This is a genomic window from Fictibacillus sp. KU28468 (assembly GCF_026153615.1).
Lineage (GTDB): Bacteria > Bacillota > Bacilli > Bacillales > Fictibacillaceae > Fictibacillus_C > Fictibacillus_C marinisediminis.
The window spans coordinates 224,314-240,439 of sequence record NZ_CP110666.1 but is presented as its reverse complement, the minus strand read 5'-3'; the positions used below and the strand labels follow the sequence as shown (position 1 = coordinate 240,439).

Sequence of the window (16,126 nt, the reverse complement as noted above, 5' to 3'; positions counted from 1 at the left end):
ATTATATTTTAAATTTCGTCCTGCGAGGACTTATGACGAAATGGTGTTTCATATTTCGTCCTGGACGCTGAGCTAGACATTATAAAACCCGGCGGGCGCTGTTTTCAGGCTCCACCGGGCAGAATATCCCATATGTGTTACTTGTCTTCTTTATCTTCGTTTTCAACCTCGTATAATTCCTCTTCAGCTGCTTCGTCTTCTTCGTCTTCGATATCTTCATCCAGCTCTTCTTCGCTGTCTTCAAATTCGTCGAAGTCTTCGTCCAATTCCTCTTCGTCCTCTTCGTCATCGTCGTCACTGCTGCTCGCTTTCGCAAACTCATCTTCAACATCGAGAGCATCGAAGTCTTCTTCATCAAAGTCTTCTTCGAACTCGTCAAAATCTTCATCTTCAGCGACAACCTTTTTGCGTTTCGTTGGCTTGTTCGTGTTCCCAAGCTCTTCTTCACTGCTCTCAATCGGATACCAAGCTTTAAGACCCCACTTGTTGTCACCGAGAGAAACAAAACGGCCGTCGATGTTCATGTCTGTATAAAAATGTGATAGACGGCGTTCGACTGCAGCATCAGATAATCCCTTCATATCTTTAATACGCTGAACTAGTTCATAAAAAGGAACTGTTTGTTTTTCTTCTTTTAAAATTTCAAAAGCGATCTCAACCATGGCCATTTCCACGATGTCATCTTTTGAATAAGATTTGATTAAACTCAAGTTGGCACTTCCTTTCAAATCAATAAATCTATTTATGTCATAGATGCACAAGTTTTGTTCTAGAAGAATTATACTCTTCATTATAAACAAATCTTCCAAGGATATGCTAGATGAATGACATCTTTTTTTTAAAAATCACCTCACTGCACGGGTGCCAGGCACCATCAATTAACTCAAAAGGTGCCTGGCACCCCCCAAATAGACTAATTGCTACGTAGCATGAAACTTTGGTTCTCTAGCCAAATTCGGCTGGATCGCCATGTTTTTATTCAACGAGCAACTAGTTTTGTTTATTTGGGTGTCAGACACCTTTGGGTTAACTTCGGGTGCCTGACACCCGTTCGATGATGCCTTTAGTGATGTTTTTGCAACATTGAGTAAGCTAAAAATAGAAAAAGAGGGTTAACCCTCTTTTTCTATTTTTTGTTTTTACATATTTCTACGGTATTTGCCGCCCACTTCATATAAAGCAGATGTGATTTGGCCAAGGCTTGCTACTCTGACGGTCTTCATCAGTTCTTCAAAAATGTTCCCGCCGTTCAAGGCTGTTTCCTGAAGTTTGCGCAGTGCTTGAACCGATTGTTCAACATGCCTGTTTTTGAAATCATTGAGGCTGGCGATCTGCTGTTCCTTCTCTTCCTTCGTTGCCCGTGCCAGCTGCATGTTAAATTCTTCATCTTTTGGAGGATTGGGATTCAGGTACGTATTGACACCGATGATCGGCAGCTCTCCATTATGCTTTTTCATCTCATAATACATGGACTCTTCCTGTATCTTTCCTCGCTGATACTGTGTTTCCATCGAGCCTAAGACACCGCCCCTTGCATTCAGCCTTTCAAATTCCTGAAGGACTGCTTCTTCTACAAGGTCAGTCAGCTCTTCAATAATAAAGGATCCTTGAAGTGAATTTTCATTGCGGGCGAGACCCATTTCCTTCGTAATAATAAGCTGGATGGCCATCGCTCGGCGAACAGATTCCTCTGTCGGTGTCGTGATTGCTTCATCATAGGAATTGGTATGCAAAGAATTACAGTTATCATAAAGTGCCATCAACGCTTGCAGGGTCGTACGGATGTCGTTAAAATCGATCTCTTGCGCATGAAGCGATCTTCCAGACGTTTGAACATGATACTTCAGCTTCTGGCTTCGCTCATTTGCACCATATTTATTTTTCATTACTGTTGCCCAGATTCTTCGTGCGACCCGGCCTATCACCGCGTATTCCGGATCTAAACCATTACTGAAAAAGAACGATAGATTTGGTGCGAAATCGTCAATGTTCATACCTCGGCTTAAGTAATATTCCACATAGGTGAACCCATTCGCCAACGTAAACGCCAGCTGTGTGATCGGGTTAGCGCCGGCTTCTGCAATGTGATAGCCGGAGATCGAAACAGAATAGTAGTTACGCACATTATGGTCGATAAAATATTGCTGGATATCGCCCATCATGCGAAGAGCGAATTCAGTTGAGAAGATACATGTATTCTGCCCTTGATCTTCCTTCAATATGTCTGCCTGAACCGTTCCGCGTACACTAGCCAGTGTCTTGGCGGCAATCTCCTTGTACTCGTCTTCATTCGGACGGCGGCCATTTTCCTGCTCAAATTGTTGAAGCTGCTGATCAATCGCTGTGTTCATGAACATGGCGAGAATGATTGGCGCTGGACCATTAATCGTCATTGAAACAGAGGTGCTTGGCGCAATCAGATCGAAGCCGTCATAAAGCTTTTTCATATCTTCCAGCGTACAGATGCTGACGCCGCTTTCTCCGACTTTTCCATAAATATCCGGACGATAATCAGGATCCTCGCCGTACAGGGTAACGGAGTCAAAGGCTGTGCTTAAGCGCTTGGCATCATCGTCTTTTGAAAGATAGTGGAAGCGTCGGTTCGTTCGTTCCGGCGTTCCTTCTCCTGCAAACTGGCGCTTCGGATCTTCACCCTTTCGCTTAAACGGGAAAACTCCCGCCGTATAAGGGAAGGCGCCCGGCAAATTTTCCTTCATCACCCATTTTAGGATCTCTCCCCAGTCTTCAAACTTCGGAAGTGACACTTTGGGTATGTTTAAACCTGAAAGACTTTTGGTTGTAAGCTCTGTGACAATCTCTTTGTCTCTGATTTTTGTCACAAACTCCATGCCGCTGTACTGCTCTCTCAGCTTCGGCCAGTTGTCGAGTGTTTTCTTGGAGTACGGAAGAAGCTTCTCCTCTACTAGGTCTCTTGCTTCTTCTAAGGTGGAAACAACTTCACCATTGACGTTGATCTCTTGGATGGTTTCGATCGAACCTTTGAGCTGATAGCTTTTTCTTGCGTACTTCACTTGTTCATTCATGGTCTTGTAGTAATCTCTCATTGTATAGACAAGGTCATTCAAATACTGGCTTCGCTCACCCGGGATGATCACATTCTTTTTTGCAACGGTTTCTTCAGCCAGAGGCTTGAGCTGCCAGCCTAATGAACATTTATCATTTAAGGTATGGATCAATGCGCGGAACAGGGTATTCGTTCCTTCGTCATTAAACTGGCTCGCAATGGTTCCATATACGGGCATACCATCCAATTCTTTTTCAAACCATTGGCGTGAGCGCTGATATTGCTTCCTTACGTCCCTTAGAGCATCTTCTGAACCTTTACGCTCGTATTTATTGATCGCGATAAGGTCAGCATAGTCGATCATGTCAATCTTCTCCAGCTGTGAAGGTGCTCCAAACTCGCTCGTCATGACATACATGGAGACATCAGAAATATCTACAATTCCAGCATCTCCCTGGCCAATCCCGCTCGTCTCGACGATGACCAGATCATATCCTGCTGCCCTTACAACTGAAAGAGCATCACGAATAGCCGCAGAAAGCTCTGACCGTGAACCGCGTGTTGCGAGACTGCGCATGTATACGCGAGGATTGTAAATGGAATTCATACGGATGCGGTCGCCAAGCAAGGCTCCGCCTGTTTTTTGCTTTGTAGGGTCGATGGAAAGGATGGCTACCGTCTTATCTTCAAATTCATTCACGTAACGGCGCACAAGCTCATCGGTTAAGGAGCTTTTCCCTGCTCCGCCCGTTCCCGTAATACCCAGTACAGGCACGTTTTGCTGCGAGCTTTTCACCTGTTGAAGCACCTGCTCAGCAGTGGCTGCCGTTTCCTTTGGAGCGAACTCCCCGTTCTCTGCTACAGTGATCAGGCGGGCGACCGCACGGCTTTCCTTTTCAGGAAGCTTCTCAAGTTCGTCTGTCAGTTCTGTAACGGTCTGAAAATCGCACTCCTGCAGCATAAAATTGATCATACCCTGCAGTCCGTTGATCCTGCCGTCTTCAGGAGAGAAGAGGCGGGTTACGCCGTAGCTGTGCAGTTCCCTTATTTCCGGCGGAATAATAACGCCTCCGCCTCCGCCAAATACTTTAATATGGCTTGCTCCCCGTTCCTTTAACAAGTCGATCATGTACTTGAAGTATTCAACATGGCCGCCTTGATAGGAAGATATAGCGATCCCCTGAGCATCTTCCTGAATGGCTGCACTCACAACCTCGTCTACTGAACGGTTATGCCCGAGATGGATGACCTCAGCGCCGCTTGACTGCAAAATACGCCTCATAATGTTAATAGACGCATCATGTCCGTCAAATAGACTGGAAGCGGTTACAAAACGGATATGGTTCTTCGGCTGGTACACTTTCGGATTACTCATTTTCCCTTCTCCTCTCAAACAACATAATTACCTGGTTCGCCTGTAAGGCTGCGGTTTAAAACGCCATATAAAAGCAGATTGGTCTGCATGTTCGTATACTCTTCTAATGTATATTCTTTTCTGAGGCTCCAGCGGCGGAAGGTCCACATTTGGCCGTGAACTAAAATGTTATGGGCCAGAAGCTTAACTTCTTCCTCATTCAGATCCAGTTCACCCTGTTCCACCGTCCGTTTCAGGAGCTCCTCAAAAATGGCTGTCATCTCCAGCTCTTTTTTCAGCACATACGGCAAGGCTTCCCGTGACAGTGATTTGGCTTCCTGATACATGACAAGCACTTCATCCTGCATTTCATCGACTACATTAAAATAAACCGCAATCGCTTTTTTTACATGTTCAATGCTGCCCTCTGTCAGGGAGATCTGTTCATGGAGCTTTTCTTTTACCCCTTCATAAATACTGTCACAGACCAGGTATAGGATGTCTTCCTTTGAACGGATATACTCGTACAGCGTTCCGATGCTGAACCCGGAAGCCTTTGCGATTTCACGGGTTGTTGTTCGGTGAAAGCCGTTTTCCTTAAACAGGTTAACCGCTGCCTTTACCATTTCTCCGCGCCTTTTCTGGATAAGCTTTTCATCTTTTACAAGCGAGGGTACTTCCTTTCTTCCCAAAGCAATCACTCTTTTCTGTCCTGGTTTTTCTCCCAATCCTCGAGGATTTTCTCTGCAGCCGAATACGGATCAAGCTGCCCCTTCTGCACATCGGGAAGCCATGAATATCCGTTGCTTTCCTCTCTCATAAGAAGGGTTCTCATCAGCTCGTAGTGCACGACTTCTATGACTTCCTGTTTCAGGCTGCGGACCCGCCGCTCTTCTCCCTCACCACTTTCATCAAGGTAATGGCGGTGGGCACTCAGCTGATCCCATACCTCCTGGAGCCCTTTGTTCTGAACAGAGATTGTCTGAACGATCGGCGGACGGTATGGTGCATCATGTTTCACAAGATCAAGCATTGCTTCAATTTCAGACAAAAGCTTTGGCACACCGGGAAAATCCGCTTTATTGACGATGAACAAGTCGGCAATCTCCATGATTCCTGCTTTGAAAACTTGAACCACATCACCGCTTCCCGGATTTAATACAACGGCAATGCTGTCGGCAATTTTCATAATATCAAGCTCGGACTGGCCAACCCCCACCGTTTCGATGAGGATCACGTCAAAACCATAAGCATCCATCAGCCGAACGGTTTCCTTTGTTGTCCTGGCAAGACCGCCAAGGCTTCCCCTTGTTCCCATGCTGCGGATGAAAACATCTGGATCTGTAAAGTGTTCACTCATTCTCACTCGGTCACCAAGAATAGCGCCGCCGCTAAACGGGCTGGTCGGATCAACCGCCACCACACCGATCCTCATGCCCTTGCTGCGCAAAAAGGTGATCAGCCGGTTGACGAGGGAGCTCTTGCCTGCACCAGGGGAACCGGTAAGGCCCACATAATGAGCCTTTTTCTGAAGAGAATGAATGTCCTTTAACAGTTCAAGCTTTTCGGGGTGATCGTTCTCAACATAGGAAATGGCTCTCGCAAGCGCTCGTTCATCTTTGTTTTTTATGCGTTCGGCCAAAGGGTGCATTTCGTCCTCCTTAATCTTTCAGAAGCATTTTGGAAATAACCAGTCGCTGTATTTCCTGTGTTCCTTCATAGATTTGAGTAATTTTCGCATCGCGCATATACCGTTCAACAGGATACTCTTTTGTATACCCGTATCCGCCGAATACTTGCACGGCATCCGTCGTTACTTCCATGGCGATGTCACCGGCAAACAGTTTGGACATCGCGGATTCTTTTCCATATGGGAGGCCTTCGCTTTCACGCCACGCTGCTTGATAGGTTAGCAGTCTTGCAGCCTCTACTTTTGTGGCCATATCGGCTAATTTAAACCCGATTCCCTGATTTTGTCCGATGGATTTTCCAAACTGTTTTCTTTCTTTGGCATAGGTTACAGCAGCATCCAACGCACCTTGCGCGATTCCGACAGCCTGCGCCGCGATCCCGTTCCGTCCGCCATCAAGTGTCATCATGGCGATCTTAAAGCCTTCTCCCTCTTTGCCGAGCATGTTCTCTGCAGGAACCCTGCAGTCTTCCATAATGAGCTCCAATGTCGGTGAAGAACGGATCCCGAGTTTTTTCTCTTTCTTACCGAAGGAGAAGCCCGGTGTTCCTTTTTCGATGATGAATGCGGAAATGCCGCGGTGTGCTGCAGATTGGTCTGTCATCGCAAACACCACATAAATTTCAGCTTCGCCAGCATTTGTGATAAAGATTTTAGAACCATTGATAATGTAATCATCGCCGTCTTTTCTGGCTGTTGTTTTCATATTGGAGGCGTCAGATCCTGAGCCTGGTTCTGTCAGGCCATAGGCTCCCATTTTTTGCCCTTCTGCCATCGGACGAAGGAACTTCTGTTTTTGCTCTTCTGAACCAAATTTAAAGATCGGCCAGCCAGCAAGTGAAGTATGCGCTGATAGTGTTACCCCAGTTGAAGCACAGACACGGGAAAGCTCTTCAACCGCAATGACATACCCAAGATAGTCCCCGCCGATTCCGCCGTATTCTTCCGGCCAAGGGATCCCTGCCAGGCCAAGCTCTGCCATCTTGTCGAAAAGGGCACGGTCAAACCGCTCTTCTTCATCCCTCTCTGCAGCTGTCGGCTCTACTTCCTTTTTTGCAAAATCACGCACCATTTTACGGATCATTTCGTGTTCTTCAGATAGTTGAAATTGCATGTTCTTTTGCCTCCCAGTTTAATCTTGTAATAAGTGCTTGCTCAGCACGATACGTTGAATTTCACTCGTTCCTTCATAGATCTCACAAACTTTGGCATCCCTGAACAGACGCTCTACCGGGTACTCTTTCGTATAGCCGTATCCCCCGTGTACCTGAATAGCGTCGATCGCCACCTTCATCGCCGTCTGTGAAGCGATCAGCTTTGCCATCGAAGCCTCTTTTTTGCACGGAATGCCCAGGGTACGAAGGTTAGCAGCACGGTAGGTCAGAAGTTTGGCCGCCTCTACTTTTGTTGCCATGTCCGCAAGCATGAACCCAAGTCCCTGCTGGGCACCGATCGGCTTTCCGAATTGTTTGCGGCTTTTAGCGTATTCCAGGGAATGCTGAAGACCTGCTTCGGCAATCCCGAGTGATTGTGCTGCAATGCCAATTCTGCCGGCTTCAAGGTTGCTTAATGCGATTTTGAAGCCTTCCCCTTCAGTCCCGAGCAGGTTTTCTTCTGGAATTTCCGCCTGGTCGAAGATAATCTCGCACGTATTCGAACCGTTCAGCCCCATCTTCTTCTCTTTTTTTCCGATCGAAAAGCCTGGTGAGCCTTTCTCTACGATAAAAGCTGAAATTCCCTTTGTTCCCGCTTCAGGGTTTGTCGAAGCAAAAACGATATACGTATCTGCCGCACCCGCATTGGTGATAAAGATTTTAGATCCGTTCAGAATGTACTTATCGCCCTTTTTTACGGCTTTTGTTTTGAGGGCTGCTGCATCAGAACCCGCGCCCGGTTCCGTTAAAGCGAAAGCACCTAAATATTCACCGCTTGCGAGCTTTGGAATAAACCGCTGCTTTTGCTCTTCATTTCCAAAATGATAAATCGGATTGGTTCCAACGCTTGTATGAACAGAAAGAATGACACCAACCGTTGCACTCACCTTCGACAATTCATGAATAGCAATAATATACGAGGTGTAGTCCATCCCTGCACCGCCGTATTCCTCGGGTATGGGAATCCCCATAAGGCCCAGTCCAGCCATCTTTTTTACAACTTCTGTTGGAAACTGATCATTTTCATCCATCATATCCACGATGGGTTCAATTTCTTTCTGTGCAAAATCGCGCACCATTTTTTGCATCATGAGCTGTTCTTCTGTAAACGTGAGATTCACGTTTTATTCCCCCTGTCCAAGCATTCCTGCATCAGCTGTAGGTGTAAAACCCTTTACCTGATTTCTTTCCGAGCCAGCCAGCTTTCACATATTTGCGAAGAAGCGGGCAAGGCCGGTATTTGTCATCTCCAAAGCCTTCCTGGAGTGTTTCCATAATGTATAGACATGTATCAAGACCGATAAAATCTGCCAAGGTCAGCGGCCCCATCGGATGATTCATTCCCAGTTTCATAATTTCATCGATAGCTTCCGGTTCAGCCACTCCTTCATAGAGTGCAAAAATAGCCTCATTGATCATCGGCATCAGGATCCTGTTGGAAATAAAGCCAGGAAAATCATTAACCTCAACAGGCACCTTGCCTACCTGTTTCGTCACGGTCTCAATGACGTTATATACCTCGTCACTTGTTTGCAGTCCGCGGATGATTTCAACGAGTTTCATCACCGGGACCGGATTCATAAAATGCATGCCGATCACACGTTCCGGCCTTTTCGTTACAGCTGCAATCTCAGTAATAGGAAGGGAAGAGGTGTTACTCGCCAAAATGGCATGTTCCGGCGCCATCTCATCAAGCATCTTAAACATCTGGGTTTTGACCTCCATATTTTCTACCACTGCTTCAATGACCAGGTCTGCATCTGCTGCGTTTTGAATGCTCGTTGAAGGGTGGAGGCGTTCTAAAACAGCCTCTCTTTCTTCGGCTGCCATTCTTCCCTTTTCCACCTGGCGAGAGAGTTGCCGTGAAATAGAATCCAGTCCTTTTTGTACAAATTCTTCTTTAAGATCGTGGAGAAAAACCTTGTAATTTGCCATTGCACATACTTGAGCGATACCTGAGCCCATTTGTCCGGCTCCGATTACCATGATGGTCTTGACGTTCATTCTGATTCCCCCTTTGTTTATTTCACTTCAATAAGAACTGCATCACCCTGGCCGCCGCCTGAGCAGATGGATGCGATTCCCAGTCCTCCGCCGCGTCTTTTCAGTTCATGAATCAATGAAACAATGATTCTCGCTCCGCTTGCTCCGATCGGATGCCCTAAGGCTACCGCTCCGCCGTTTACGTTTACTTTTTCCAGATCAAGGTTCGCAAGCTCTGCACTTGCCAGCGCCACTGCTGCAAAAGCTTCGTTAATTTCAAAAAGGTCGATTTCTTCGAGCGTTTTTCCTGTTTTTTTCAACAGTTCGTTAATGACAAGGCCCGGTGTTTTTGGAAAATCCTTTGCGTCAAGAGCGATTGCAGCAGCCCCGAGAATGGCAGCCATCACTTCTTTTCCTTCTTTTTGCGCCCGTTCTTCTGACATAAGAACAAGAGCTGCTGCACCGTCGTTAACTCCAGGAGCGTTCCCGGCTGTAATGGTTCCTTCCTGAGAAAAGACCGGCCCAAGTTTAGCCAAACGCTCAGCAGTCGTATCTTTTCTTGGTGCTTCATCTGCTGTTACAGAAACAGGCTCTCCTTTTCGCTGTGGCACCTCTACAGAGACAATCTCTTCAGCAAATGTTCCATTCTCGGTTGCAGAAACGGCTCTTTGATGGCTCCTGAATGCCCACTCATCCTGTTTCTCACGCGAAATTTCAAGCTCTTGCGCCACTTGGTTTCCGTACGTCCCCATGTGAACGCCAGTAAAAGAACACGTAAGCCCGTCATGTGTCATCAAGTCCTTCACCTGGCCGTCTCCCATACGGTAGCCCCAGCGAGCTTTTGGAAGAATGTAAGGTGTATTGCTCATTGATTCCATACCGCCGGCTACAATGACCTCTTCATCACCAGCACGGATAATCTGATCCGCCAAGGTTACGCTCCTCATTCCGGAAGCACACACTTTATTGATGGTCTCGGTCTTAACTTCCCAAGGCAATCCCGCTTTCTTGGCAGCCTGGCGAGAAGGGATCTGTCCCTGTCCGCCCTGCAGCACACAGCCCATGATCAGTTCATCTACTTGGTCTGCTCTGACATCCGCTCTTTGCAGCGCTTCCTTAATCGCTGCTGCACCTAGATCAGATGCAGATAATGTGCTTAATGATCCGCCAAACTTACCGATCGGTGTACGTACACCGCTGACAATGACTGTTTTACCCATGAGAATCCTCTCCTTTTGTAAAAAGTAAAGTTTTTTCCTTTAATCTTCGATGCTCTTTGTAGAAATTGATTTCCGTTTCAGGACACTCGCTTTCCACGGGGCGGGCGGTGAGCCAACTTGGCGCAAGCGCCTACTTTGTCTCACCTGTCCCGCTCGTCCCGTAGGAGTCTCGTACCTTCCACTACAATCAATCCTCAATGAAGACTATTTTATGCAACCATTTTTCAGAAAGCAGTTCATAATTAAAACGCTTACAAATTCCCCCGAGCGAACGCTCGGTCAACGAAGATTCATGGGTTAACCTGCTGCCTTTTGACAGCAGGTTAACCAAAACATTATTGCACGAGTTCTTTTTCTTTTGCTGAACCAAACAAGGAACGCTCAAGGATTTCAACGACATCCAAGGTTTGAACCTTGTCTTCTACTTCCTTCGCTTTTGTTCCATCGCTCAGCATCGTTAAGCAATATGGACATCCGCTTCCGATCATCGTTGGATTCACTTCAAGCGCCTGCTCCGTTCTCGCAACGTTGACGCGCTGACCGGCTTTTTCTTCCATCCACATCATCCCGCCGCCGGCACCGCAGCACATGCCATTTTGGCGATTGCGGTTCATCTCAACAAGCTTCACCCCAGGGATCGCTTTTAAAATCTCACGAGGCGGTTCATAAACCTCGTTATAACGTCCCAGATAGCAAGAATCGTGGTAAGTGATGACTTCATCCACTTCAAATTTCGGTGTGATGCGTCCTTCCTTGATCCAATCTGCCAGCAGCTCTGTATGGTGATAGACCTCACCTTCATAGCCAAACTCCGGATACTCGTTTTTAAAGGAATTATAGGCATGCGGGTCAATCGTAATAATCTTCTTCACATTATGTTTTTCAAATAACGCGATATTGCTGTTGCAAATTTCCTGGAACAGGAACTCGTTTCCGATTCGTCGAGGCGTATCTCCGGAGTTCTTTTCCTTGTTTCCAAGGATGGCAAACTTGACGCCAGCTTCATTCATGATTTTTGCAAAAGCAAGTGCGATTTTCTGGCTTCGGTTGTCGTAAGCGCCCATCGAGCTAACCCAGAACAAGTATTCAAATTCTTCTCCGGCTTTCTCCATTTCTTTTACTGTAGGAACCGAAACGTCTTCGCGAAGCTCTCGCCAGTTTTCTCTTTCTTTCTTGGAAATTCCCCAAGGGTTTCCTTGCTTCTCGATATTTTGGATGGCCCGTTTGGAATCTGCGTCCATCTTTCCTTCTGTAAGGACAAGATAGCGGCGCATGTCGATGATTTTATCCACGTGCTCATTCATGACCGGACATTGATCCTCACAGTTTCGGCAAGTGGTACATGCCCAGATCTCTTCTTCCGTCATGACTTCGCCGATCAGTTCAATATTATATTCAAACTTTAACGCGGAGCTTCCGTCTGTCGCAGCAGCCATTTCTTTGGCGCCCTGTCCTTTTCCTGCGGCTTCAAAAGCAATCTGGTTGCCTTTTGTATTCGCGAAAGCAAAGGAAGGCATCCAAGGCGTGCGTGAAGTAACCGCCGCTCCTTTTTCAGTGAGGTGATCCCTTATTTTAATTATCATATCCATCGGTGAAAGCATTTTGCCTGTACCTGTGGCCGGACAAACATTTGTACAGCGTCCGCATTCTACACAAGCATACAGATCGACAAGCTGCTTTTGGTTGAAGTCTTCCACTTTACCGACGCCGAAAACTTCTTGTGTCTCATCTTCAAAATTGATGGAAGAAAGTTTTCCTACTTTATCCTTCCTTCCCAGCCAAACATTCAGCGGGCCCGCGATCAAATGAGCATGCTTGGACTGCGGCACATAGACAAGGAACGTGAGAAGGAACAGCAGATGAAGCCACCATGCGATAAAGAATATGGTGACGACTGCAGCTTCCGGGAGCCCGCCCAGGATATAAGCGAGGCCTGAAGCAATCGGTGCCGTCCATTCAAGTTCCTGGTTATGCCAAAGGATTTCCATGGCGTTGCCAAGAAGGACGGAAAGCATTAATCCGCCAATGAACAGTAATACAAGTCCTGCTTTAAATCCCCGTTTAAGGCGTACCAACTTTTCGACATATCTGCGGTAAAACGCCCAAACGACAGCCACAAGTATGAGGAAAGTTACGATTTCCTGAAAAAATGTGAACCCGGGATAAAGCGGTCCGAGCGGGAGGTGAGACCCAGGGGCAAGCCCTTTCCATATAAAATCAATCGCACCAAATTGGACAAGAAGGAATCCATAGAAAAACAACACATGAATGATCCCGCTCTTTTTATCTTTTAAAAGCTTCTTCTGACCGAATACATTGACAAGCACAGCTTTAATCCGTTCCTGCACGGTATGGTCAAATTCGACTTTTTTACCCATTTTGATGAATTCATACCGCGTTTTTACCACATATGCAAACAAATAGATGGCGTAAGCGGTTACAAGAATAAAGGCAATCCAGTTCAAAATCAGTAAACCGTTCATCAATTATGCTCCCTTCATCTTTGTCTGTTGCTTTCCCTTTTCCTATATATACCTTAAATAACTATTCAAAAAGGGGAGAATTTTCTGAAACCATTATAACATAAAAAATATAACTGAATGAGCATTCAGTCAATAATATTCAAAAAAATTTTTTCGGGTGCCTGACACCGATGATTCTCTTGATTCTTGGAGATACTAATCAGACCTATTTCCACAAGAAAGGAGTACCGCCATGGCCATCGTATACAGTATTTTAATCCTCCTGCTTGCAGCCGTTATAATAGCAGTGTTTATTTGGCTCGATTTTCAATTAGGCAAGAAAAATGTTGCGAAAAAGGAGCTGGAAGATCCTGCTGTCTGTACGGGGGAAGCGGTTCTCATCACGACCGGTACGGATTTTTTCGATACGTTGTTTGAGGAAATAGAACAAGCCAAACATCATTTACATATTCAATTTTATATTTTCAATGAGGACTGCATCGGCAAAGAGATGACATCTCTTCTGAAAAGAAAGGCGAGAGAAGGAGTAGCTGTCCGTTTGCTCGTCGATTATATGGGCAGTTTTTTCCTAAAAAAGAAAGCCATACATGAAATGAAGCTGGCAGGGGTTCAATTTGCCTATAGCTTTAAGCCCGAATTTCCTTACTTCTTTTATAAACTGAACCGTAGAAACCATCGGAAAATAACGATTATTGACGGAAAAAAAGGATTTACCGGGGGATTCAATGTAGGAGACGAATATTTAGGAAGGGATCCGAAGCTTGGGGATTGGCGCGATTATCATTTACAGCTGGATGGCCCTGTAATCCATTCCTTGCAGCACCAATTTCTTCTCGATTGGGAGGAGGCTTCATGTGAAAAGTTAAGCGGGAATTCTTATTTTCCGGAACTTGAAGAGGGGCCTCAGACTTTTACAGCCCTTTTCTCATCCAAACAGATCTATTCGTTCTTCTTGCAGCGAATTGAACAGGCCCAAACCCGAATCTTTATCGGCTCACCCTATTTTATACCGGATGCCAGCCTGCAGAGAGCTCTCCTTCGTGCACTGAAACGCGGTGTGGAGGTAATCTTGCTTGTCCCGATGAAATCCGATCATCCGCTCGTAAAAGAAGCTTCCTATCCGTACCTGAGGGAACTGTTAAAAGCCGGATGCCGTGTCGACCAGTATTATGAAGGTTTTTTCCATGCGAAAGTTTTTATGGTCGATGAAAAAATCTGCGATATTGGCACAACAAATTTCGATCTGCGAAGCATGTTTACCAATTCAGAAGTAAACTGCATTTTCCATGATCCCGAATTGATTAAAGTGACGCTGAAGGCCATTGAAGCAGACTTAGCCCGTTCCGAAACCCTGCAAGTCACGGCTTTGGACACGCTCTCGCTCTGGACAAAAACAAAAATTCAGATCTCACGGGTTCTTTTACCTTTTTTATAAGTTTTGTTTAAGTTATGCTTAAACGGTGAATGTACGAGTATGACTTGACTTCAAAGGGGCTGCTGCAATGATTGTATCTTTTGGTTTTGTTTCCACCGCTCTTACCCTTTTCGATTCATCACCGTCAAAAACGATGACTTTTGCCACTTGGTCAAAGCTTGAAAAAGAGGAACGGGAACAGCGACTAATTTCCATTACAAAAACAAATTTAAAAAATGCACTGCGAATCATTCACTACAACATCGCTTCTCAATTTCCTTTATATCGCATGTCTTCCTCGATCGTTCCGCTGGCGACTCACCCTGACGTCGAATGGGAGTATTTAAAGCATACTGCTGAGGAGTTTCGTGCGGTTGGGGACCTTGTGAAAGCCCACGGCCTCCGTGTGAGTCTGCATCCAAACCAGTTTACCCTGTTTACAAGCGCCAAGGAGCATATTACGGATAATGCTGTGAAAGACATGGAATACCATTACGCCATGCTCCAGGCGATGGGTCTTGAAAAGGAAGCACGGATCAACATCCATGTTGGCGGTACTTATGGGGATAAAGAATCTTCCATAGCACGTTTCCATGAAAATATTAACAAACTGCCTGCTCCCGTTAAACAGGCCATGACACTTGAAAATGACGATAAAACCTATACGACTGAAGAAACGCTGGACATATGTGAAGCTGAAGGGATACCCATGATGTTTGATTACCATCATCACCTGGCCAACCCCAGTTCCGTTCCGCTGGAAGTACTTCTTCCCCGTTTTATTGCGACATGGCAAGGCACCGGGCGGCCGCCTAAAGTCCATCTATCTTCACCAAAAACAGAAAAGGCCTACCGAAGCCATCATGACTTCGTAAGCCTCGACTATGTGATGCCTTTCTTTAAAATGATCAAGCCATTTACGGATGAGCTGGATGTGATGATCGAAGCAAAACAGAAGGATATCGCCCTCATTCGATTGATTGGTGAACTCGCCAAGGTAAGGGGAATCAAACGGATGAGCGGAGGCACCTTGATCATCTGACGGACTCGGCCCAATGAGTCAGTGCGTGGTTAAAGAATCTGTACTGTTTAACCGGGATCTGATGGAATGCTCCCGGAACGATGATGGTATCGGTATGCGGTACGAGTCTTTGATAAATCTCCTGATAGGGTAAAAAATAAAAGGACCGGGAACCGTAGAACAATAACAGTGGTACTTGGATCTCTGGCAAGGATTCCGTGCAGCTATACTTCATACTTTCCTCATAAAAACGTCGCCAGATCATCTGGCTGCCTTTTTTGCATTCCTCTGCAATTTCTTGCCTGTCCTCTCCATCCACTTTATGGGACCAAGCCAAACCGTTTATTAAAAAGAGAGGATAATGTGCAGCAAGATGGATCCCGAGCCTGAATTCTTTTTCTAAAAACCAGGACGCTACTTGCGGAAAACCTCCGCTTAACACGAGAGCCCGCACCCTCTCAGGGTAGCGCAGAACAAAATCCTGAGCCACCGTACCTCCCGCAGAATAACCGCACAGGATAGCCTTCTCGATTTCCAGTTTATCCAGCAAAGCAAGCAGGTCATCACTCAGTGTTCCAATCCTGAACGAGTCCTCCCTGCACAGCGTGTTGCCATGTCCCCGCATATCGTATGTAATCACTTTGAAATTCTGGTTTAGCCCTTCATGCTGATACTTAAAAATACGGGAAGTCAGTGCTGGAGGGTGGATAAAAACAAGAGGAAGACCTGACCCCGATTCTCTGTAAGATGTATGCACATCTCTTGCTGCCATACAAACCACC

Annotated in this window: 12 protein-coding genes; 2 read left to right on the top strand and 10 right to left on the bottom strand. The window is 46.1% G+C overall.

Going from position 1 to position 16,126, the window contains the following annotated elements; genetic code table 11:
- Positions 1-137 precede the first annotated feature (137 nt).
- From rpoE to OKX00_RS01215, 9 genes are all read right to left on the bottom strand, one after another.
- The gene (rpoE, locus tag OKX00_RS01255; protein WP_265409099.1) at positions 138-710 is read right to left on the bottom strand and encodes a DNA-directed RNA polymerase subunit delta; all 573 of its coding nucleotides are present in this window, start codon (positions 708-710) and stop codon (positions 138-140) included.
- A 429-nt stretch (positions 711-1,139) separates the two neighbouring features.
- Complete coding sequence (gene icmF / locus OKX00_RS01250; RefSeq protein ID WP_265409098.1) at positions 1,140-4,400, bottom strand: fused isobutyryl-CoA mutase/GTPase IcmF; 3,261 nt, start codon at positions 4,398-4,400, stop codon at positions 1,140-1,142.
- A gap of 14 nt (positions 4,401-4,414) precedes the next feature.
- Positions 4,415-5,071: a TetR/AcrR family transcriptional regulator gene (locus tag OKX00_RS01245; RefSeq protein ID WP_053356435.1), complete on the bottom strand. Its 657-nt coding sequence runs from the start codon at positions 5,069-5,071 to the stop codon at positions 4,415-4,417.
- Between the two features lie 5 nt (positions 5,072-5,076).
- On the bottom strand, positions 5,077-6,030 hold the full coding sequence (meaB, locus tag OKX00_RS01240; protein ID WP_265409097.1) for a methylmalonyl Co-A mutase-associated GTPase MeaB: 954 nt from the start codon (positions 6,028-6,030) through the stop codon (positions 5,077-5,079).
- 10 nt (positions 6,031-6,040) lie between these two features.
- Positions 6,041-7,183, bottom strand: a complete 1,143-nt coding sequence (locus OKX00_RS01235) for an acyl-CoA dehydrogenase (protein WP_062238266.1) — start codon at positions 7,181-7,183, stop codon at positions 6,041-6,043.
- An 18-nt stretch (positions 7,184-7,201) separates the two neighbouring features.
- Positions 7,202-8,344, bottom strand: coding sequence for an acyl-CoA dehydrogenase (locus OKX00_RS01230; protein ID WP_265409096.1), 1,143 nt, complete (start codon positions 8,342-8,344; stop codon positions 7,202-7,204).
- Positions 8,345-8,375: 31 nt separating this feature from the next.
- Positions 8,376-9,227 carry a 3-hydroxybutyryl-CoA dehydrogenase gene (locus OKX00_RS01225; protein WP_265409095.1) on the bottom strand — a complete coding sequence of 284 codons (852 nt, stop codon included), beginning with the start codon at positions 9,225-9,227 and terminating at the stop codon, positions 8,376-8,378.
- 17 nt (positions 9,228-9,244) lie between these two features.
- Positions 9,245-10,426, bottom strand: coding sequence for an acetyl-CoA C-acetyltransferase (locus OKX00_RS01220; protein ID WP_053356430.1), 1,182 nt, complete (start codon positions 10,424-10,426; stop codon positions 9,245-9,247).
- 335 nt (positions 10,427-10,761) lie between these two features.
- Positions 10,762-12,909 carry a (Fe-S)-binding protein gene (locus OKX00_RS01215; protein ID WP_265409094.1) on the bottom strand — a complete coding sequence of 716 codons (2,148 nt, stop codon included), beginning with the start codon at positions 12,907-12,909 and terminating at the stop codon, positions 10,762-10,764.
- Positions 12,910-13,141: 232 nt separating this feature from the next.
- Between OKX00_RS01215 and cls the strand changes: the two genes are divergently transcribed.
- On the top strand, positions 13,142-14,344 hold the full coding sequence (gene cls, locus OKX00_RS01210) for a cardiolipin synthase (RefSeq protein WP_265409093.1): 1,203 nt from the start codon (positions 13,142-13,144) through the stop codon (positions 14,342-14,344).
- A 67-nt stretch (positions 14,345-14,411) separates the two neighbouring features.
- Entirely contained in the window at positions 14,412-15,365 is a 954-nt protein-coding gene (gene uvsE / locus OKX00_RS01205) for a UV DNA damage repair endonuclease UvsE (protein ID WP_265409092.1), read from the top strand.
- Here the strand turns inward: uvsE and OKX00_RS01200 are convergent.
- Positions 15,358-16,116, bottom strand: coding sequence for an alpha/beta fold hydrolase (locus OKX00_RS01200; protein WP_265409091.1), 759 nt, complete (start codon positions 16,114-16,116; stop codon positions 15,358-15,360). The two genes, uvsE and OKX00_RS01200, sit on opposite strands and share 8 nt — an antisense overlap.
- Between the last annotated feature and the right edge of the window lie 10 nt (positions 16,117-16,126).

Excerpts from the sequence above, each read along its gene's own strand:
- cls (WP_265409093.1), top strand. The coding sequence starts at position 13,142 with ATGGCCATCGTATACAGTATTTTAATCCTCCTGCTTGCAGCCGTTATA.
- OKX00_RS01220 (WP_053356430.1), bottom strand. The coding sequence starts at position 10,426 with ATGGGTAAAACAGTCATTGTCAGCGGTGTACGTACACCGATCGGTAAG.
- OKX00_RS01225 (WP_265409095.1), bottom strand. The coding sequence starts at position 9,227 with ATGAACGTCAAGACCATCATGGTAATCGGAGCCGGACAAATGGGCTCA.
- icmF (WP_265409098.1), bottom strand. The coding sequence starts at position 4,400 with ATGAGTAATCCGAAAGTGTACCAGCCGAAGAACCATATCCGTTTTGTA.
- OKX00_RS01215 (WP_265409094.1), bottom strand. The coding sequence starts at position 12,909 with ATGAACGGTTTACTGATTTTGAACTGGATTGCCTTTATTCTTGTAACC.
- meaB (WP_265409097.1), bottom strand. The coding sequence starts at position 6,030 with ATGCACCCTTTGGCCGAACGCATAAAAAACAAAGATGAACGAGCGCTT.
- uvsE (WP_265409092.1), top strand. The coding sequence starts at position 14,412 with ATGATTGTATCTTTTGGTTTTGTTTCCACCGCTCTTACCCTTTTCGAT.
- OKX00_RS01200 (WP_265409091.1), bottom strand. The coding sequence starts at position 16,116 with ATGGCAGCAAGAGATGTGCATACATCTTACAGAGAATCGGGGTCAGGT.
- OKX00_RS01235 (WP_062238266.1), bottom strand. The coding sequence starts at position 7,183 with ATGCAATTTCAACTATCTGAAGAACACGAAATGATCCGTAAAATGGTG.